The organism is Actinoplanes sp. NPDC048967 (assembly GCF_040649415.1).
GTDB lineage: Bacteria > Actinomycetota > Actinomycetes > Mycobacteriales > Micromonosporaceae > Actinoplanes.
Genome location: NZ_JBEZFL010000010.1, coordinates 239,724 through 257,952 on the forward strand (window position 1 = coordinate 239,724; position 18,229 = coordinate 257,952).

General features: G+C 74.1%; 18 protein-coding genes. 4 read left to right on the forward strand and 14 right to left on the reverse strand.

Annotation, left to right across the window (positions count from 1 at the left end):
• Nucleotides 1-99: 99 nt before the first annotated feature.
• The 9 genes from AB0C12_RS35690 to AB0C12_RS35730 all read right to left on the reverse strand — a co-directional run bounded on the left by AB0C12_RS35690 (nt 100) and on the right by AB0C12_RS35730 (nt 8,434).
• Nucleotides 100-510 (reverse strand): VOC family protein, encoded by a 411-nt coding sequence (locus tag AB0C12_RS35690; protein WP_360554644.1) that lies wholly within the window; start codon nt 508-510, stop codon nt 100-102.
• Nucleotides 511-515: 5 nt separating this feature from the next.
• The gene (locus AB0C12_RS35695; RefSeq protein ID WP_360554646.1) at nt 516-947 is read right to left on the reverse strand and encodes an AraC family transcriptional regulator; all 432 of its coding nucleotides are present in this window, start codon (nt 945-947) and stop codon (nt 516-518) included.
• 31 nt (nt 948-978) lie between these two features.
• A complete protein-coding gene (locus tag AB0C12_RS35700; protein ID WP_360554647.1) occupies nt 979-1,521 on the reverse strand; it encodes a hypothetical protein in 543 nt (180 codons plus the stop codon).
• Nucleotides 1,522-1,528: 7 nt separating this feature from the next.
• Nucleotides 1,529-2,725 (reverse strand): ABC transporter permease, encoded by a 1,197-nt coding sequence (locus AB0C12_RS35705; RefSeq protein WP_360554648.1) that lies wholly within the window; start codon nt 2,723-2,725, stop codon nt 1,529-1,531.
• A gap of 73 nt (nt 2,726-2,798) precedes the next feature.
• Nucleotides 2,799-3,536: an ABC transporter ATP-binding protein gene (locus tag AB0C12_RS35710; protein WP_360554649.1), complete on the reverse strand. Its 738-nt coding sequence runs from the start codon at nt 3,534-3,536 to the stop codon at nt 2,799-2,801.
• Nucleotides 3,533-4,723, reverse strand: coding sequence for an HlyD family efflux transporter periplasmic adaptor subunit (locus AB0C12_RS35715; protein WP_360554651.1), 1,191 nt, complete (start codon nt 4,721-4,723; stop codon nt 3,533-3,535). Before AB0C12_RS35715 ends, AB0C12_RS35710 begins: the two co-directional genes overlap by 4 nt.
• Nucleotides 4,724-4,792: 69 nt before the next feature.
• The gene (locus AB0C12_RS35720; protein ID WP_360554652.1) at nt 4,793-6,322 is read right to left on the reverse strand and encodes a HAMP domain-containing sensor histidine kinase; all 1,530 of its coding nucleotides are present in this window, start codon (nt 6,320-6,322) and stop codon (nt 4,793-4,795) included.
• Between the two features lie 7 nt (nt 6,323-6,329).
• Nucleotides 6,330-7,082 carry a response regulator transcription factor gene (locus tag AB0C12_RS35725; RefSeq protein ID WP_360554653.1) on the reverse strand — a complete coding sequence of 251 codons (753 nt, stop codon included), beginning with the start codon at nt 7,080-7,082 and terminating at the stop codon, nt 6,330-6,332.
• A 71-nt stretch (nt 7,083-7,153) separates the two neighbouring features.
• Entirely contained in the window at nt 7,154-8,434 is a 1,281-nt protein-coding gene (locus AB0C12_RS35730; RefSeq protein WP_360554654.1) for an efflux RND transporter periplasmic adaptor subunit, read from the reverse strand.
• 167 nt (nt 8,435-8,601) lie between these two features.
• On the opposite strand from AB0C12_RS35730, the gene AB0C12_RS35735 reads away from it, so the two are divergent.
• Nucleotides 8,602-9,165 carry a hypothetical protein gene (locus AB0C12_RS35735; RefSeq protein ID WP_360554655.1) on the forward strand — a complete coding sequence of 188 codons (564 nt, stop codon included), beginning with the start codon at nt 8,602-8,604 and terminating at the stop codon, nt 9,163-9,165.
• A gap of 53 nt (nt 9,166-9,218) precedes the next feature.
• On the opposite strand, the gene AB0C12_RS35740 is transcribed toward AB0C12_RS35735, so the two are convergent.
• Nucleotides 9,219-9,683 carry a hypothetical protein gene (locus AB0C12_RS35740; protein WP_360554656.1) on the reverse strand — a complete coding sequence of 155 codons (465 nt, stop codon included), beginning with the start codon at nt 9,681-9,683 and terminating at the stop codon, nt 9,219-9,221.
• 114 nt (nt 9,684-9,797) lie between these two features.
• On the opposite strand from AB0C12_RS35740, the gene AB0C12_RS35745 reads away from it, so the two are divergent.
• Nucleotides 9,798-10,781, forward strand: a complete 984-nt coding sequence (locus tag AB0C12_RS35745) for an asparaginase (protein WP_360554657.1) — start codon at nt 9,798-9,800, stop codon at nt 10,779-10,781.
• A gap of 351 nt (nt 10,782-11,132) precedes the next feature.
• Here AB0C12_RS35745 and AB0C12_RS35750 read toward each other — a convergent pair whose 3' ends face one another.
• Nucleotides 11,133-12,134 (reverse strand): LacI family DNA-binding transcriptional regulator, encoded by a 1,002-nt coding sequence (locus AB0C12_RS35750; protein WP_360554659.1) that lies wholly within the window; start codon nt 12,132-12,134, stop codon nt 11,133-11,135.
• Between the two features lie 93 nt (nt 12,135-12,227).
• Here AB0C12_RS35750 and AB0C12_RS35755 point away from each other — a divergent pair, with 93 nt between their 5' ends.
• Nucleotides 12,228-14,657: a glycoside hydrolase family 3 C-terminal domain-containing protein gene (locus AB0C12_RS35755; protein ID WP_360554661.1), complete on the forward strand. Its 2,430-nt coding sequence runs from the start codon at nt 12,228-12,230 to the stop codon at nt 14,655-14,657.
• Here AB0C12_RS35755 and AB0C12_RS35760 read toward each other — a convergent pair.
• Together AB0C12_RS35760 and AB0C12_RS35765 are read right to left on the reverse strand one after the other, a co-directional pair.
• Entirely contained in the window at nt 14,650-15,141 is a 492-nt protein-coding gene (locus AB0C12_RS35760; protein ID WP_360554663.1) for a hypothetical protein, read from the reverse strand. The two genes, AB0C12_RS35755 and AB0C12_RS35760, sit on opposite strands and share 8 nt — an antisense overlap.
• 60 nt (nt 15,142-15,201) lie before the next feature.
• Nucleotides 15,202-16,422, reverse strand: a complete 1,221-nt coding sequence (locus AB0C12_RS35765) for an MFS transporter (protein ID WP_360554665.1) — start codon at nt 16,420-16,422, stop codon at nt 15,202-15,204.
• Nucleotides 16,423-16,465: 43 nt separating this feature from the next.
• Here AB0C12_RS35765 and AB0C12_RS35770 point away from each other — a divergent pair, with 43 nt between their 5' ends.
• Nucleotides 16,466-17,581: an ROK family transcriptional regulator gene (locus AB0C12_RS35770; RefSeq protein WP_360554667.1), complete on the forward strand. Its 1,116-nt coding sequence runs from the start codon at nt 16,466-16,468 to the stop codon at nt 17,579-17,581.
• On the opposite strand, the gene AB0C12_RS35775 is transcribed toward AB0C12_RS35770, so the two are convergent.
• Nucleotides 17,569-18,165: an XRE family transcriptional regulator gene (locus tag AB0C12_RS35775; protein ID WP_360554668.1), complete on the reverse strand. Its 597-nt coding sequence runs from the start codon at nt 18,163-18,165 to the stop codon at nt 17,569-17,571. The two genes, AB0C12_RS35770 and AB0C12_RS35775, sit on opposite strands and share 13 nt — an antisense overlap.
• Nucleotides 18,166-18,229: the final 64 nt, after the last annotated feature.

The following is an 18,229-nucleotide window of genomic DNA, read 5'->3' on the forward strand; positions in this document are numbered from 1 at the left end:
AGCGTGCGGAGGGCTCACCCTTCGATCCGGCGCCGGCCTCGGCACTGAGCGCGTCCGCGCTCAGCTCCGTCGTGGCGCCCGCGGCCGCACGCCGGTCGGTCAGGACAACGGCTGGGTGAACCGGATCGCGTTGCCGAAGGGGTCGCGCAGGCCGCAGTCGATGCCGTACGGGCGCTCGGTGGGCTCGTCGGTGAACTCGACGCCCAGGCCCTTGAGGGTCTCGTAGGTCTTGCGGCAGTCATCGGTGCTGAAGATCAGGTGGCCGCCGGCGGCACCCTTGCTCAGCAGCTCGCGGACCTGGTGGGCGGTCTCGGAGGACATCGAGGGGCCGCCCGGCTTCTCCAGCAGGATCTGGCGTTCCGGGCGGCCCGGGACCTGCACGGTGAGCCAGCGCATGAAGCCGAGGTCGACGTCGGAGCTGACCTCCAGGCCGAGCCGGCCGACGTAGAAGCCGAGGGCCTCGTCCTGGTCCAGGACGTAGATCTGGGAATGGGTGATCGCGGTGAACATAGGTTTCACGCTAGCGGCCCGACCGGTGCGGGACTTCTCCGAAACTGCTCACTCGGCCGGGTCCACACCTTGGTGAAGCAGGTGGGCACGCCGGTCGCCGTGACCTGCCGGCGGTAGTCGCGCGGCGACCGGCCGACGATGTCGCGGAAGGTGCGGCTGAACGTGCCCAGGCTGCCGAAGCCGACCCGGAAGCAGATGTCGGTCACGCTCTCGCCGGTCTCGCGCAGCAGGAACATCGCCCGCTCGACCCGGCGTCGCTGCAGGTACCTGTGCGGCGTCTCACCGAAGGTGGCCCGGAACGTGCGGGTGAAGTGCGCCGGCGACACATGCGCGATCCGGGCCAGGGCGGCGACGTCCAGCGGCTGCGCGTACGCGCGGTCCATGGCGTCGCGGGCCCGCAGCATCCGGCGGTTGCTCTGCTCGACAGCGCGGCTCACCAGGCCATGACACCACGGATCACCGGCCGGGTCAGCCCTTGCTCTCCGTGACGGTCGTCGCGGTGACGGTGCCTTCGGTGTCGGCCGTGCCCTGGACGCTGACCGTGTCACCGGCCTTGAGATCCTTGAGCTTGCCCTTGGTGGCGCTCTGCACCGTCGTGCCGGCGCCGGTCCGTACGGTCACCACCTCGCCGTCCGCCTTCTCGACGTAGACGGTGGTGCCGTTGACCAGCTTGACCTTGCCGGTGGTCGGTCCCGCGCCGGCCGGCGCGGCCGCGGTCGGGGCGGCACCGCCGCCGAAGGCTCCGCCGGGGAAACCGCCGGTCCGGGCGCCGCCGCGGCCCGTCGGCGCGGTGGCGGTGCCGGTGCCGTAGTGCTTCTGCACCTCCAGGCCGCCGAGGAAGCCGCCCAGCAGCAGCGCGAACGCACCCAGCACCAGCGTGCCGCGATTCCACCAGCGCCGCGGGGCGGCCTTGGCGAGGGCACTGGCCAGGCCGTCGTCACGGTCGTCGAACGGCTCGGGGACGGCCGGGACGGCGGACAGGACGGCGGTGTCGTCGGAAGAAGGGGTCACGGGGTCCTCACTCGTAGCGCAACGCGTCGATGGGGCGCAGCCGGGCCGCGCGGCCGGCGGGCAGGCCGCCGAAGAACAACCCGATCGCGATGGACACGCCCAGCGCGAGCCCGACCGAACTGGGCACGATCACCGGTTTCACGCCGACGATGGAGAAGCTGCTGCCGATCAGCGCGGCGGCGACGCCGAGCGCACCGCCCAGCACGCTCAACAGGGTCGCCTCGATCAGGAACTGGGTCAGGATCACCCGGCGGGGTGCGCCCAGAGCCTTGCGGATGCCGATCTCACGGGTCCGCTCCGTGACGGTGACCAGCATGATGTTGGTGATGCCGATCCCGCCGACCAGCAGGCTGATCGCGGCGACGGCGCCGAGCAGAGTCGTGAAGGTGTCGGCCGTCTCGGTCTGGGTGGCGAGCAGCTGCGAGGCGTTCTGGATCCGGTACGGCGTGGTGGCCCCGGCGGGGACGTCGAGCCGCTGGTTCAGGATCGTGGCCACCTGCGACTGCACGGCGTCCACCCGGTCCGGGCTGCGCGCCTGCACCAGGATCGAGGTCAGGGCGCCGTACCCGGTGAGCACCTGGCGCACCGCGGACAGCGGGGCGATCGCGGTGTCGTTGGCGTCCTGGAAACCGGTCGAGCTCTTCTCGGCCAGCACGCCCACCACCGTGAACAGCGCGCCGCCGACGGTGACCTGCTTGTCCAGCGGGTCGGTGCCGGGGAAGAGCTCCTCGGCCGCGGTCCGGCCCAGCACCACCACCCGACGGCCCTGGGCCTCGTCGTCGGCGGTGAAGCCGGCGCCGGTGCCGACCGGTGTGTTGGAGGACGCGAACCAGCTCGGCGTGGTGCCGACGAACTGGCTGACGTCGTGGTCGGTGCCCTCGTGGGTCAGCGTCGCGGCGGCGCTGACCACCGGCGAGACCGAGGCGACGTCCGGGGCCAGCGTCGGGTCGATCAGCGCGTCGGCGATGGTGGTGGTCAGCGCCGTGCTGGTGGCGCCACCCCGGCCGGCGCTCATCACCGTGACGGTGTTGGTGCCCAGCGCCTCGATCCGCTGGTTGATCGCCTGCGCGGAGCCGTTGCCGACCGCCACGAGCAGGATCACCGCCGCGACCCCGATCAGGATGCCCAGCATGGTCAGCGCCGAGCGCAGCTTGTTCGCCGACAGCCCGCGCAGGGCGAACCGGACGACCTCGAAGAAGCTCATGCCATCGCCTCCGCTGGCGCTCCGGCGATGACATTCGTCGGACGCAGAGTTGATGATTCGCTCGCAAGCTCGCTCATCGGCTGTGCCGTCCCGGCCGGGCGCCGACCGGGATCCGGTCCAGCGGTGACTGGCGTACGTCGGTGACGATCCGGCCGTCCACCAGGCGCACCAGCCGCTTGGCCCGGTCGCCGACCTCGGGCTCGTGGGTGATCAGCACGATGGTCCGGCTGGCCGCGCTGAGCCGGTCGAAGACCTCCAGCACGTCGGCGGTGGAGCGGGTGTCCAGGTTGCCGGTCGGCTCGTCGGCCAGCAGCAGGGCCGGCTCGGTGACCAGTGCCCGGGCCACCGCGACGCGCTGCTGCTGGCCGCCGGAGAGCTGGTTGGGCTCGTGCCGGGCCCGGTCGGCGAGCCCGACGGTCTCGAGGGCGGCCATCGCGCGCTCCCGGCGCTGCCGCGGCCGGACCCCGGCGTACGCCAGGGGCAGCTCGACGTTGGCCACCGCCGAGGTCCGCGGGATGAGGTTGAACGCCTGGAAGACGAAGCCGATGAGGCGGTTCCGGGCCAGGGCCAGCTGCCGGTCGGCGAGCCGGCTGACGTCGACCCCGTCCAGCCGGTACGTGCCGGCGCTGGGCCCGTCCAGCGCCCCCAGGATGTTCATCAGGGTGGACTTGCCGGAGCCGGACGAGCCCATGACGGCCACGTAGTCGCCGCGTTCCACCAGCATCGAGACGCCGCGCAGGGCGTGCACGGTGGCTTCACCCGTACCGTAGATCTTGGTCAGGTCGGAGACGTCGAGGACCGGCCGGCTCATCGGGTGCCCCGGCCCGTACCGCCGCCGGGGAAGCCGCCGCCCGGCGGACCGCCGCCCGGGAAGCCGCCGCCCGGGAAGCCGCCGGTGGTCCCGCCGGTCGTCGTGCTGCTCGTGGTGATCACGACCTGCTCTCCCGGGGTCAGCCCGGAGGTGATCTGAGTGGCCTGGTCACCTTCGAGGCCGATCTCCACCGCGCGGACCTCCTGGACGCCGTCGGCCAGCACGGTGACGGTGTGCCGGTTGCCCACCGTGATCACCGCGGCCGCGTTGACGTAGACGGCGTCGCTGACCTCACCGGTGACCACCGAGACGGAGACCGTCTGGCCCGGTTTGGCGCCGGTGGGGACCTTGTCGAGGCTCAGCGTGACGCCGTACGTGACGACGTTGTCGGACGTGGTGGCCTGCGGGTCGACGGCGACCACCTCGGCGCTCTGCCGGGTGCCGCTGAGCGCGTTCCAGGTGACGGTGGCCGCCTGCTTCTCCTTCAACTTGGTCGCGTCGGCCTCGGCGAAGGCGGCGGTGACCTGAAGCTTGCCCAGATCGGCGATGTCCATGAAGCCGCTGTTCGACGAGGTGGCCGAGGAGGAGGACGAGCCGTCGCCGGGCGTGCCGGCCCCGGACGACGAGGAGGAAGAGCCCGACGACGAGCTGCCGAGCGTCCCGTTGACCGCGACCACGGTGCCGGCCATCGGCGCCTTGAGGGTCGTCCCGGCCACCGCCGCCTCGGCCTCGGCCACGGCCAGCTCGGCCTGGGTGACCTCGTTCCGCGCCGACGAGGTGTCGGAGCCGGCGTCCTCGGCGCGGTCCAGCGCATCCCGGGCCGCGTCCAGGTCGGCCTCGGCGGCCGCCAGGGTCCGCCGGGCGGCGGCCGGATCGACCTTGGCCAGCACCTGGCCCTTGGTCACCTTGTCACCGACCCGGACCGAGATCGACGTGACGGTGCCGCCGGTGGTGAAGCTCGCGCCGGCCGAGCTGGCGCTCTCCAGGGAGCCGTCGGCGGTCACGGTGGCGGTGACGGTGCCCTGCTGGACGGGTACGGACCGCACGGATGCGGCGGCCGCGTTGCCGGTGTCCGGACCGGACACGGTCTCGTACGCCCAGAAGGCACCGGCGACGAGCGCGAGAACCAGGGCGGCGTTGACCGCCACCGCGGGACGGCGCAGGGAACCCAGACGGGGCACAGGCATGACGGACACTGTGGCGACACCTGCTCGGAGGAGCTTCGGGGTTGGCTGGGAGCCACCTCGGAACCCGCGTCAGCCCGCGTGGGCATCCGAGGTCGGCAGCAGCACCCGGAACGTGGCCCCGCGACCCCGGGGCGGGTCGAGCTCGACCCAGCCGCCGTGACCGCGCACGATCGCCGCGACGATGGACAGGCCCAGCCCGGAACCGCCGCCCCGGCCCCGGCTGCGGCTGGAATCGGCCCGGTAGAGCCGTTCGAACACCCGCGGGGCGTGCTCGGCGGGCACCCCCGGGCCGTCGTCGCCGACCTCCAGAACCGCCAGCGGTACGCCGGTGACGACCGTCCCCGCGTGCACGGCCCCGGGCGCCGGCCGGTGCCCGGCGACGCGTCCCACCCGTACGGTGACGCGGGCCCCGGCCGTGGTGTGCTGCAACGCGTTGGCGACCAGGTTGGTGGCCACCTGGCGCAGCCCGTGCTCGTCACCCAGCACCGTCGGCGGCACGAACGTGTCGGAGTCGTCGTCGAGGGCGGCCAGGCGCACCGGGCGGTCCGGCATCCGCGCGTACGCGTCCCTGATCGTGTCGGCGGCGATCTCCAGCAGGTCCACCGGGCGCAGCACCGGCGGCCGTTCGAGGTCGAGCCGGGCCAGCATCAGCAGGTCCTCGACCAGGACACCCATCCGGCCGGCCTCGCCCTCGATCCGGCTCATGGTCTCGTCGAGCTGCGGTCCGGGCGGGGCGCCGCCGCGCCGGTAGAGCTCGGCGAAGCCCCGGATGGAGGTCAGCGGGGTCCGCAGCTCGTGCGAGGCGTCCGCGACGAACTGCCGCAGCCGCTGCTCGGAGGCCGTACGGGCGGAGACCTCGGCCTCGATGCGGGCCAGCATCAGGTTGAGCGCCCCGCCGAGCCGGCCCGGCTCGGTGTGCGGATCGGTGTCGGCCACCCGGCCGGAGAGGTTACCCGCGGAGATGTCGGTGGCCAGGCGTTGCATCTCGGTCAGCGGCCGCAGCCCGAGCCGCACCACGAACGCCGCCCCGGCGCCGAGCAGCACCAGGACCAGCACGGTGACCCCGGCGTCGATCAGCAGCAGCCGGTCGCCGGTCTGCTCCACCTCGACCAGCGACGATCCGATGACCGCCACCCCGCCCGTGTCGGCGACGATTACCGCGAGCAGCCGCCAGTCCGCGCTGCCGTCCGAGGCCGCGACCGTGTACGGCCGCCCGGTCCGGGCGTGGGCCAGCACCTCGGCCGGCGACGCCACCGCGGGCCGTTGCGCCTCGGCGACGGAACTGCGGTCCGGGTCGAGCGAGCCGGCCGGCGTGTAGACGTAGACCACCGAGTCGGCGCCGAAGCGCAGTTGCCGGTTGCGGGGCGTGGCGCCGGTCGGCGGTGGCAGGGCCTGGCGCTGCGACCCGGCGAACGGGCGGGACATGGCGACCAGCTGCTCGTCGATGCGGTCCTGCAGGTAGCCGCGGATCAGCACCAGGCCGGCCAGGTTGGCCACGATCAGGGCGATCGCGGCCAGCGCGCCGACGACCAGCACGAGCCGGGAGCGCAGGGTCCAGTGGCCCCACCGCCGCGGACGCCAGCGGAGCCCCGCCCTCATGGCCTGCTCACTCCTCGCCGCCGCGGGGCAGGCGCAGCGCGTACCCGACGCCGCGGACGGTGTGGATCAGCGGCGGATCGGTCTTGTCGATCTTGCGGCGCAGGTAGTACACGTAGGACTCGACGATGCGTCCGTCGCCGCCGAAGTCGTACTTCCAGACCCGGTCCAGGATCTGCGCCTTGCTGACCACCCGGCCCGCGTTGATCAGCAGGTACTTCAGCAGGTTGAACTCGGTCGGCGAGAGGTCCACGAGCCGGCCGGCCCGGCGCACCTCGTGGGCGTCCTCGTCGAGCTCCAGGTCGGCGTAGCGCAGCACCCCGGCGTCGCCCGGCACCAGCTCGGGCCGGCTGCGCCGCAGGATCGCCCGGATCCGCAGCACCACCTCCTCCAGGCTGAACGGCTTGGTCACGTAGTCGTCGGCCCCCGCGGTGAGCCCGGCCACCCGGTCCTCGACCGCGTCGCGAGCGGTCAGGAACAGCACCGGGGTGGCCCGCCCGGAGGCGCGCAGCCGCCGGGCCACGTCGAAGCCGTCCAGGTCGGGCAGCATCACGTCGAGCACCACCAGGTCCGGCTCGAAGTCCTCGACGGCGACCAGCGCGCCGTGCCCGGACTCGGCGACCCGCACGTCGAAGGCGACCAGCCGCAGCGTGGCGGAGAGCAGCGCGGAGATGTTGGGCTCGTCGTCGACGACCAGGACCCGGGTCGCCCGGGCGGCCGGCGGATCGCTGAGGGCCACGGAACCGCGGTTGTCGGAATGCACCGCAAAGAAGTATCAGCGCTTCCTTTGAATTGCGTATGAATCCGCTAGGAGGGAGCTGGGCCGCGCGGCGCTCACCAGCTGCGGGCCACCGCGGCGCCCTCGGCGAGGCCCGAGGTGATCTCGGTGTACCGGTCGCCGCGCAGCCCCACCCCGACCGTGACCCGCTGTCCCGCGCGCAGCACCGTGCCGGTGTCACCGGCGATGTCGTGCACGGCGGTGCTCGGCAGCCGCAGCACCTCATCGGCCGAACCGGTGGTGACCCGGACCGCGGCGCTCTGCCCGACCAGCAGGTCCTCGGGGGCGTCGGTGAACGAGAGCAGCACGCCGTAGCGGACCATCGTGCCGTCGTCGGTGCCGACCGGGTCGACCTGCACCACCGTCGCGCCGAAGTCCTGGCCGGCCCGGCCGGCCAGGGTCGCGGTGGCCTTCTGGGCCACCGCCAGCCGGTCCGCGTCGGCCTCCGGGAAGTCGGCGCTGATCTGCATGTCGAAGACGTCGGCCAGGGTGAGGAAGGCGCCGCCCCCGCTGACCTGACTGCCGACCTGGCCGGCGACCGACAGGATCCGCCCGGCGATCGGCGCGGTGATGGTGGTGCCGGCGAGCCGGTCCTCGGCGGTCCGCAACGCCACCTCGGCCTGGTTGACCCGCTGCCGGGCGCTGAGCACGGGGTCTCCCCCGGAATTCCGGCCCCCGGAACTCCGGCCGCTTGAGTTCGCGCCGCCGCCCTGGGCGCAGGTCGTCGCGGCGCCGCCCGGCCGGGCCGGCGCGGTGGTGCGGCTCGGCGGGGTGGTCCGGGCGGGAGTGGCGGTCCGGGACGGCGTGGCGGTCCGGGTCGGTGCTCCGGTACGGGTCGGGGACGGTGTGTTCGTCGTGGCCGGCGCCGGGCTGCTCGTGGTGGTCGGCGGAACGGCATACGCCGCCGGCAGGACCCCGCAGGAGTCCGGGCTCGCTGTGGCGCTCTCCTTGGCGTCGGGCAGGGCGTCCTGTGCGTCGGCGAGCGTGTCCTGCGCGGAGTCGACAGCCTCAGCGGCGTCGGTGTCGTCGATCGAGGCGAGCTCCTGCCCGGCCGTGACGACCGTGCCCGCCCGGACCTTGACACTCTCCACGGTGCCGTCGGCCGCGAACGAGAGGCTGCGGGTCTGCGCCGGCTCGACAGTGCCGGTCGTGGCCACCTCGGTCGTCACCGCGCCCCGGTCCACCTGCACCGTGCTCACGGTGGCCGGCCGCTCGTCCGCGCCCGCGGTCAACGCGCGGTTCACTCCGGCGGCGAGCAGCAGGGCCACCACGGCCCCGGCCACCAGCCACGCCCACCGCCGGTTCACTCCGCGCCAGGCGGTCAGGCCGTTACCCATGGTCGGGAAGTGTTGCCGCAGCTCCTCGCCGCCGGCTCGGTCCCACCTCGGAGTTGCCTCGGAGCCGGGCCGCACTCTCATAGCTGATTCCGAGGACGGCCGGAGGTTGCGGCGAGGTCAGCGGTCTTGTCTGGACCGTCGTGTCCGCTTGAACGAGGAGAGAGACCGTGCCGCAGCTCAGAATCACGTCCCCCCGAGGCATCGCCGGGCTGGTCGTCGCATCCGCGGCGCTGCTGTTCTCCGTGGCCGCGTGCGGCGGCGGATCGGACGGCACCCCGGCCACCGGAGGTGACAACCAGGACGGCGGCGGGCGCAACACCGCCTTCGCCGCGTACACCGAGTGCCTGGCCGAGAACGGCGTCACGATCACCATGCCCTCCGGCGGCCCCCGGGTCCGTCCCTCGGGCGGTCCGTCCGGCCTGCCGCGACCCTCCGGCAGCGCCCGCCCCGGTGGCGGGGGCTTCCCCGGTGGGGGCTTCGGCAAGCCCGCGGGAGTCGACGACGCGACGTGGGAAAATGCACGGCAGGCGTGCGCCTCGGTCCTGCCGAGCGGCCGGCCGGGCGGCAACGGCCGGGGCAACGGGATGAGCGCGGCCTACCGCAACTGCCTGCAGGACAACGGCGTCACCCTGGGTCAGGGCGCACCGGCCACGAACGACCCGGCCGTCCGGAAGGCGGTCGAGGCCTGCCGGGCCCTGGCCCCCACCGCGAGCGCCGCTCCCCCGAACTGATCGCGGGTCCCCACGATCGGACCGGCGTCGCCCCGTGCGGCGCCGGTCCGGGCTCAGTGGGCCGGCGAGGAATCCCGCAGGTCGCCCCACCGCTCGGCGAGCTGCCGGCGGCGACAGGCGACCAGGTGACTGGCCAGGATGGCCGCCAGCCCGCCGCGGACGCAGACGTCCGCGCCGGCGGTCAGCACGGCGGCGACCAGCGCGGCCGGGGCGTCCTCGTCGACCAGCGCGACAACCCGGGTACGCACCGGCAGCAACGCCCGCGCGGCCAGTACATCGGCCTCGCCGGCCCCGCTGAACAACACGATCTCACCGGGCCGCACCCCGTCCAGGCTGCCGGGATAGCGCAGCACCCACCCGGCCGGCAGGTGCGCCCGCAACGCGGCGACCCGGCTCCGCTGCCCGAGAACGGCGACGACCGGACTGCGCCGCAGCGAGTTCAGATCGGGCACCGGCACCGCGGTGGAGTTCGGGGTGAACGTACGGTTGGTCTGGTTCCGGTTCAGCTGCACCAGCATCTCAATGACCCCCAGGTCTCGCTCTTCGCGTGCTGCCTACCACCCAACGCTGTCCGCCTGGGCCGGCCATGTGCCCAGCCTGTGCGTCTGTTGTCAGTGCGTAGGGTGGCGGCCGTGACGAAGATCGTGGTGTGCGGGCTGGGCGGGACGATCGCGATGACAGCGGCGCCCGATGGCGGGGCCGCACCGGCTCTCAGCGCCGGCGAGCTGGTCTCGGCGGTGCCCGGAGCGGCCGCGCTGGGACTCGACCTGGCGCTCGTCGACGTCGCGAACGTACCCAGCGCCTCCCTGCGCCCGGCGGACATCGTGGCGCTGTCGCGGCGCATCGGCGACCTGCTGGCGGGCGGGGCGGACGGCGTGGTGGTCACGCAGGGCACGGACACGCTCGAGGAGTGCGCGTACCTGCTGGATCTGCTGCACGACCGGCCGGAACCGGTGGTGGTGACCGGGGCGATGCGCCCGGCGCTGGTGGCCGGGGCGGACGGGCCGGCGAACCTGCTGGCGGCCCTGACGGTCGCGGCCGACCCGCAGGCGCGCGGGCGGGGTGTGCTGGTGACGTTCGCGGACGACATCCACGCGGCGGCGCGGGTCCGCAAGACGCACACGACCAGCGTGGCGGCCTTCGTGTCGGCGACGGGCGGGCCGGTGGGACAGGTCGTCGAGGGCCGGGCGCGGTTCTTCGCCCCGGCCGGGCGCCGGGTGGTGCTGGCCCGGCCGGACGGGGACGTGCTGCCCCGCGTACCGCTGATCGTCGCGGCCCTGGGCGCCGACGCGCCGGACCGGGATCTCGCAGCCGACGGGCTGGTGGTGGCGGCGCTGGGGGCCGGGCACCTGCCGGACTGGTGGGCGGAGCCGCTCGCGGAGCTGGCCGGGCGGATGCCGGTGGTGCTGGCGTCGCGGACGTCGGCCGGGCCGGTGCTGACCGGCACCTACAGTTATCCCGGGTCCGAGCGGGACCTGATCGGGCGGGCGCTGATCCCGGCCGGCTTCCTCGATCCGGCCAAGGCCCGGATCCTGCTGCTCGCCGTCCTCGCCGGGGGCGGCGACCGGGAGCGCGTCGCGGCTGCCTTCGTCGAGGCCGCGGGCTCGGCAGCCTGAGCGGTCCGGCGCCGGCTTGTGACCGCGGCCCGAGCGTGACGCGGCCCAGTCCAGGACCCGGACCAAGGCGCGGCCCGGCCGCGCAGCGAACCGAACCAAGACCCCGGCCCGGACCAAGACGCGGCCTGGCCGCGCAGCGAACCAAACCAGGACTTCGGGCCCGGACCAAGACCCGGCCCGGCCGCAGTGCGAACCGAACCAAGACCCGAGCCCGGACCAAGAAGACCCGGCCCGGCCCGGCCGCACAGTGAACCAAACCAAGATCCCCAGCCCGGTGCAAGACCCGGGCCAAGACGCGGCCCGGCCGATACGCGGCCCGGCCGGGGCGGGCCGGTTCCGGCAGGCGGCCGGTCAGGCGGACTCGCGCTGGACGACCTGGACGATCCCGGACAGCTCGGACGGCGGGATCGGGCGGCCGTTGATCGCCGCCAGCACCGTCGTGGCCAGGTGGGCGGCCACCGCCGCCTGGTCGGTGGTCACCGTGGTCAGCGCCGGTACGGCCAGCCGCGCCGCCGGGATGTCGTCGACACCGATGATCGCCAGGTCCGCCGGGGCGTGCAGGCCCAGCCGGCGCATCCCGGCCAGCACCGCCATCGCCACGTCGTCGTTGTAGGCGCACACCGCCGTCACGCCCTCGTCGTGCCAGGCCCGCACGGCCGGTTCCGCCGCCTCGGCGTCCAGGGGCACGACGCGGACCGCCGGCCCGGTCACGTCGCGGGCGGCGCAGGTCAGCCTCGCGCCTTCGAGGCGGGGCTCGGCGAAGATGCGCACCCGGTCGTCGTCCGGGTACGCGTACCCGATCCTGGTGTGCCCGGCCGTGACCAGGTGTTCCGCCTGCAGGCGGCCGACGCGCTGCTGGGGCACCTCCAGCTCGCGGCGCGGGGAGGTGCTGCGGCCGAGCAGGCCCACGACCAGCGCGACCCCGGCCGCGCGCATGGCGTCGATCTCGGCCGGGGAGAAGTCGGTGAACGCCAGCACCGCGGCCGGGGTGATCGCCTTCCACAGGTCCGCGATGGGCCGGTCCGCCTGGCTGCCCGGGTGCGCCACGAAGGTCATGCCGCTGCGGGCCAGTTCGGTGGAGAGGTTGCCGAGCAGCGTGCCGACCTCGGGGCCGATCGGCCAGTCCGGCAGCAGACACAGCACCACGTCGGAACGGCCGGTGCGCAGGGCCCGCGCGGCCGCCGAGGGCGCGTATCCGAGGCTGGTCGCCGCGTCGATGACCCGGCCGCGGGTGGCCGCCGAGATGGTCTGGTGCGGGGTGTCGTTGAGCACGTAGCTGACGGTGGCCCGGGAGACCCCGGCCAGCTTCGCGACGTCGGCGCTGGTCACCCGGCGGATCGTGCTGTCTGTCATGACGGACACCTCTTGCCGTGCGCGGCCGCTGCCGTTTACGTTACCGACACGAGCAAGTTACACGTGTCAGCTCCCCCTGGCGAAGAGGCTTCCATGACCACAGCACCCGTGTCCGAGCACGCCGCGCTCCTCGAGTCCCTGGAACTGCCGGCCAAGGTCGCGCTGCTCACCGGCGCCACCTCGTTCACCCTGGCCGCCGAGCCGGCCATCGGCCTGAGCGAGGTGCGGCTCTCCGACGGGCCCACCGGGGTACGCGGGCTGAAGTTCACCGGCGGCCGGATCGTCGCGCTGTTCCCGAACGCCACCCTGCTGGCGTCCTCCTGGGACGAGGGCGCGCTGGAGGAGACCGGGCGACTGCTCGCCGAGGAGGCACTGGCCCAGCAGATCCACGTGGTGCTCGGCCCGACCATCAACCTGCACCGCTCCCCGCTGGGCGGCCGGCTCTTCGAGGCGTACTCCGAGGATCCGCTGCTGACCGGCCGGCTGGCGGCCGCGTACGTGCGCGGCATGCAGGCGCTCGGCGTCGGCGCCACCCTCAAGCACCTGGTGGCCAACGAGAGCGAGACCGACCGCAACACCGTCGACAGCGTCGTGGACGAGGCGACGCTGCGCGAGCTGTACCTGCTGCCGTTCGAGATCGCCGTCACCGACGCGGACGCCTGGTCGATGATGGCGGCCTACAACGACGTCAACGGCCGGGCCGCCACCGAGCAGGTCCACGTCAACAACGAGATCCTCAAGGGCGAGTGGGCCTACCGCGGCCTGATCATGTCCGACTGGTTCGCCACCCGCAGCGCCGGCCCCGCGGCCAACGGCGGCCTCGACCTGGTGATGCCCGGCCCGCGCGGCCCGTGGGGCGACGCGCTGGTGGCCGCCGTCCGCGCCGGTGAGGTCGACGAGGCGGTGATCGACGACCACCTGGGCCGGCTGCTGCTGCTCGCCGAGCGGGTGGGCGCCCTGGGCACGCCGCGGGACTACCCGGCCGGCCTGCCCGCGCCGGACAGCGCTGTCCGCAAGGAGCAGCTGACCCGGCTCGCCGCGCGGGGCATCACCGTGCTCAGCAACGACAACGCCGTCCTGCCGCTGGCGCCGGCGCAGACCGTGGCCCTGATCGGCCGGCACGCTGTCGAGACCATCGACATGGGTGGCGGCTCGGCCCAGGTCAACCCGCCGTACCAGGTGAGCGTGGCCGAGGGCCTGAGCACCCGGCTCGGCGACCGCGTCACAGTCGTCGACGGCGTCGAGGTCCGCACCAAGCCGGTGCCGGCCCGCGGCGGCTTCCTGGTCGACCCGCTCACCGGCGAGCCCGGCATCCGGGTCACGCTGCTCGACGCGGACGGCAACGAACTGGAGCAACGGCACGCGGCCAACGCCACCACGATGGTCGGCATGGACGACGACTTCACCGGCACCGTCGCCACCGTGGTCCTGCACGGCCGGATCACCCGGGCCGGCCGGGTCGAGCTCGGCGTGCTCGGCGTCGGCGACTGGTGGATCCGGGTGGGCCACACCGAATCGCGTCCGCAGCTGCGCGTCTCCGGCCAGGGCTTCGGCGAGGAGGTGCTCACGCCGCCGTGGCACACCCGGCTCTACGAGGTCGGCGAGGGCGAGCTGCTGGAGGCGACCGTCACCCTGCTCAACGGCGACCAGTTCGCCGGGGCGGGCCTGTTCGGGCTCATCGGCCACCGGGCCTCCCGGGAGACCGTGGACGTGATCGACGACGCGGTCCGGGCCGCCGCCGGCGCCGACGTGGCGGTGGTCGTGGTCGGCCTCACCGAGGAGCAGGAGACCGAGGCGGTCGACAAGAGCACCCTGCAGCTGCCGGGCGCGCAGGACGCTCTGATCGAGGCGGTGGCCGGGGCTGCCCGCCGTACCGTCGTGGTGGTGAACGCGGCGACGCCGGTGATCATGCCGTGGTTGTCGCGGGTCGACGCCGTGCTCTGGGCGGGCCTGCCCGGCCAGGAGGGCGGCCACGCGATCGCGGCGGCGCTGCTCGGCGAGATCGAGCCGGCGGGCCGGCTCGTCACCACGTTCCCGGCCGCCGACGGCACGTCACCCGCGTGGTCGGTCACCCCGGTCGACGGCAAGCTGGAGTACGCCGAGGGCCGGTTCATCGGCTACCGCGGCCACTACGCCGGCCGGGCACCGGCGGCTCCGGCGTTCTGGCTGGGTCACGGTCTGGGCTACAGCACCTGGGAGTACGCGGACGCGCGGCTGATCTCCGGCGAAGCCCCGGCCGTGACGGTGACGGTGACCAACACGGGCGCCCGGGACAGCCGCGAGGTCGTGCAGGTCTACTTCCAGCCGGCCGGCCCCGACGAGCCGGTGCGCCTGGTCGGCTGGCAGGGCGTCGACGTCCCCGCGGGCGGCTCGACCCGGGTGACGATCACGCCGGACGCCCGGATGTGGCGCCGGTGGGACACCGCGGCCGCAGCGTGGGACTCGGTCGGCCCCGGCGGCGAACTGCTGATCGCGCGGGGTCTCGGCGACATCCGGGCCACCGTCGAACTGCCGGTCAGCTGAACTGCAGCATCATCCGGTCCTGATGCCCGGACCAGCTCAGAGCCAGCCGCCAGCAGCCGGCGGTGGGCAGCTGGATCGAGGAAGGGCCGGGGCCGCCGGGGACCTCGCGGGTCAGGGTGGTGGTCGTGCCGTCGAGGGTCGCCTCGATGACCAGCGGCTGCATCGGCTCCTGCGGGAGCCGGGACACCCAGAGGATCTTCGTGCCGTCCTGCGGATCGGCGGAGGAGGCGGGCGGGTACCGGAAGAGCACGGCGAGCAGGTCGCCGTGCTCACTGAAGACATGCGGTACGCCGGAACCGTCGTCGCTGAACCCGGCCCGGGCCCAGACCGGCAGCGCGTCACGGGTGATCTCGGACCGGCACGGCCCCGGGATGGGCGATGCCGTCGGTGCGGTGGCCGCGCTGCTGTCGGACGTGCATCCAGCCGTCGCCAGCAGGAGACTCGTGGCGCTGAGCGCCGCCCAACCCGTCCGTCGCATGGTCACCCCTGGAGTGTGAGCTTTCCATGGGTGACACCGCGAGATGCCCGCCAGGTTCCCGGCCGGTCAGACGGGGGCCGGGACCGGGCGCCGGGCCCGGCGTTCGGCGGTGAAGCTCAGCGCCGCCAGCCCCAGCCCGGCCGCCGCGAGGCCCACCCCCACCCAGGTCGGGGCGAGGTAGCCGTAGCCGCGCGCGATCACCACCCCGCCCAGAGCCGCGCCCAGGCTGTTGGCCACGTTCATCGCGGACTGGTTCACCGCCGCGCCCATCAGTTGCGCTCCCGGGGCCACCGCGATCAGCCGGGCCTGCAGCGCCGGACCCAGGAACAGGCTGGTCGCGCCGATCAGGAATGCCCCGGCGAACAGGCCCGGGGTCGTGTCCGCGACCAGCCCGAAGAAGATCACCGCGGCGATCACCGAGCCGAAGCCGATCAGCATGCTGCGCCGCAGGTCCCGGTCGGCGAACCAGCCGCCCAGGGCGTTGCCGACGGTCATGCCGAGCCCGACCGCGACCAGCACCCACGGCACGGTGCTCGCGGCCAGGCCGGTGACGTCGGTCGTGACGGGCGCGATGTAGCTGTCCACGGCGAAGAAGCCGGCGAAGCCGACCGCCGCGGTGGCCGCGACCAGCCAGACCTGCGGCTTGCGCAGCGAGCGCAGCTCGGCCCGCGGTGAGCCGTCGGCCACCGCGGCGACCGCCGGCACGATCATCAGCACGGCGACCAGGGTCGCCCCGAAAACCAGGGCGATGACCAGATACGCGACCCGCCAGCCGGCTGCCTGCCCGAGCCGGGTGACCAGCGGTACGCCGACCACGTTGGCCGCCGTCAGCCCGCTGAGCACGGCGGCGTACCCGCGGGCGGCGTTGCCCGGGCCCATCAGGGTGGCCGCGAGCAGGCCGGCCGCGCCGAAGTAGGCCCCGTGCGGAAGGGCCGCCACGAACCGCGCGACCAGCACCAGCTCGAACGTCGGCGCGATCGCCGACGCGACGGTCCCGGCCGCGAACAACACCAGCAGGCCGAGGACGAGCTTCTTGCGGGGTACGCGGGCAGTCAGCGCGGCGATCGTCGGCGCACCGACCACCACCCCCAGCGCGTACGCGGTGATCGTCCACCCGGCCTGCGCGACCGCGTCCGGCGCCGACCGGGCGTACTCCGCGGGCAGCAGGTCGCGGGCCACCTCGGGCAGCAGCCCCATGGCGGCGAACTCGGTCAGCCCGATCGCCACCCCGCCCAGGGCCAGCGCGAGCAGGGCGGCCCAGCGGTGCCGACGGCTCAGATCTTCCACGAGCGCCGACTTTAGCAACGCCGTTGCGTAATAGAGTGTCGACATGGCGGATCTCACGTTCCTGCGCGACTACAACGAGGCCCTGGTGATGGCCGTCGCCCGCACCCGGCCGGCGTTCGAGCGCACGACGATCGCCGACGCCACCGGGCTGACCCCGCAGGCGGTGTCGAAGGTGCTGGGCCGGCTGGTCGAGCACGGCCTGATCGCGCCCGCGGGCGTGCGCCGACCGGCGATCGGCAAGCCGGCGAGCCGGTACGAGCTGGTCCCGCACAGCCGGTACGCGATCGGGGCGCACGTGGCCCGCCACACCCTCCGGCTGGTCCTGACCGACCTGGCCGGCGCGGTCCGGCACTCGGTGGTGACTCCCCTGCCGGCGGATTTCACTCCCGGGACGCTGCTGGACGAGCTGACGGCCGGCGTGGACCGGATCGCCGCCGCGCACCGGCTCGGCGCGCGGCTGACCGGGGTGGGCATCGGCATGATCGGGCCGCTGGACCATGCCCAGGGCACCGTCCGGGACGCCCATCGGTTGCGGCACTGGCACGACGTACCGCTGCGGGAGCTGGCCGAGCAGGCCCTGGGCCGGCCCGTGCACCTGGACAAGGACGTCACGGCCGGGGTCACCGCCGAGGCCTGGCGGCGCGGCCCGGCCTTCCGGGACGCCGCCCTGATCATGGTGGAGTCCGGAGTCGGGGCCGGTCTGTGGCTGGGCGGGGCGGCCCATCGCGGGTCGCACACGAACGCGGGCGAGTTCGGCCACACGGTCATCGAGCTGTCCGGCCCGCCGTGCGTGTGCGGGCGGCGCGGCTGCCTGGAGGCGGTCCACGACCGGGCGGTGGCGGACGGGGACATCCGGGCGGCCGCGCGGGTCCTGGCCGTCGGCATCGTCAACCTGGTGCAGACCCTGGACGTGGCCCACGTGGTGCTGGCCGGCGCGAACCTGCTCACCCACGCGGAGATCTACCGGGCCGAGGCCGAGGCGGCGATCCGTACGCAGGTCCCCCGGGCCGACTGGCAGACGGCCGGCATCACGCTGTCGAGCCTCGGCGCGGACGTGATCGCGGCCGGCGCCGCGATGCAGGTCCTGGACTCCCGCTACGGCATCCCCGACCTGGCCCCGCTGGAGCCGGCGGGCGCCCGGCCACCTCAGTCCGGCTGAGCGGACCGGGGTGCGGCGCGGATGTGCGCCCGTTCGCCCTGCCGGCCGACCAGGCTGAGGAACTCGACGGGCCCGGCGCTGGTGGCCCCGAACCAGTGCGGGGTGCGGGTGTCGAACTCGGCCGCCTCCCCGGGCTGCAGGATGAGGTCGTGCTCGCCGAGGACCAGGCGCAGCGTGCCGTTCAGGACGTAGGCCCAGTCGTAGCCCTCGTGGGTGCGCAGGTCGGGCTCCCGGTCGTCGTCGCCGGCGGGCAGGACGAACTTGTAGGCCTGAATACCGCCCGGCCGGCGGGTCAGCGGCAGCACGACGGCTCCGTCCCGGCCGGCGATCGGCCGCAGGTTGACCCGCGGGTCGCCGGTCAGGGGCGCGTCGACGAGCTCGTCGATCGTGACGCCGTGCGCGCGGGCGAGCGGCAGGAGCTGCTCCAGCGTCGGGCGGCGCAGGCCCGCCTCCAGCCGCGACAGCGTGCTGACCGAGATGCCGGTCTCCTCCGCGAGCGCGGTGAGCGTGATGTCGCGGCGCATCCGGAGCTGCTTCAGCCGGGGCCCGACGGCGTCCAGGGTGCGGTCCAGTTCCTCATCCATGCCCTCAGTTTTCCATTCGGCAAAGATCTTTGCACATCTGCCTGGTCGCGCCGCACGCTCACGG

Coding starts and splice junctions, on each gene's coding strand:
- AB0C12_RS35690 (WP_360554644.1), bottom strand. CDS start 510: ATGTTCACCGCGATCACCCATTCCCAGATCTACGTCCTGGACCAGGAC.
- AB0C12_RS35705 (WP_360554648.1), bottom strand. CDS start 2,725: ATGAGCTTCTTCGAGGTCGTCCGGTTCGCCCTGCGCGGGCTGTCGGCG.
- AB0C12_RS35710 (WP_360554649.1), bottom strand. CDS start 3,536: ATGAGCCGGCCGGTCCTCGACGTCTCCGACCTGACCAAGATCTACGGT.
- AB0C12_RS35715 (WP_360554651.1), bottom strand. CDS start 4,723: ATGCCTGTGCCCCGTCTGGGTTCCCTGCGCCGTCCCGCGGTGGCGGTC.
- AB0C12_RS35720 (WP_360554652.1), bottom strand. CDS start 6,322: ATGAGGGCGGGGCTCCGCTGGCGTCCGCGGCGGTGGGGCCACTGGACC.
- AB0C12_RS35730 (WP_360554654.1), bottom strand. CDS start 8,434: ATGGGTAACGGCCTGACCGCCTGGCGCGGAGTGAACCGGCGGTGGGCG.
- AB0C12_RS35740 (WP_360554656.1), bottom strand. CDS start 9,683: ATGCTGGTGCAGCTGAACCGGAACCAGACCAACCGTACGTTCACCCCG.
- AB0C12_RS35750 (WP_360554659.1), bottom strand. CDS start 12,134: ATGACAGACAGCACGATCCGCCGGGTGACCAGCGCCGACGTCGCGAAG.
- AB0C12_RS35755 (WP_360554661.1), top strand. CDS start 12,228: ATGACCACAGCACCCGTGTCCGAGCACGCCGCGCTCCTCGAGTCCCTG.
- AB0C12_RS35770 (WP_360554667.1), top strand. CDS start 16,466: ATGGCGGATCTCACGTTCCTGCGCGACTACAACGAGGCCCTGGTGATG.
- AB0C12_RS35775 (WP_360554668.1), bottom strand. CDS start 18,165: ATGGATGAGGAACTGGACCGCACCCTGGACGCCGTCGGGCCCCGGCTG.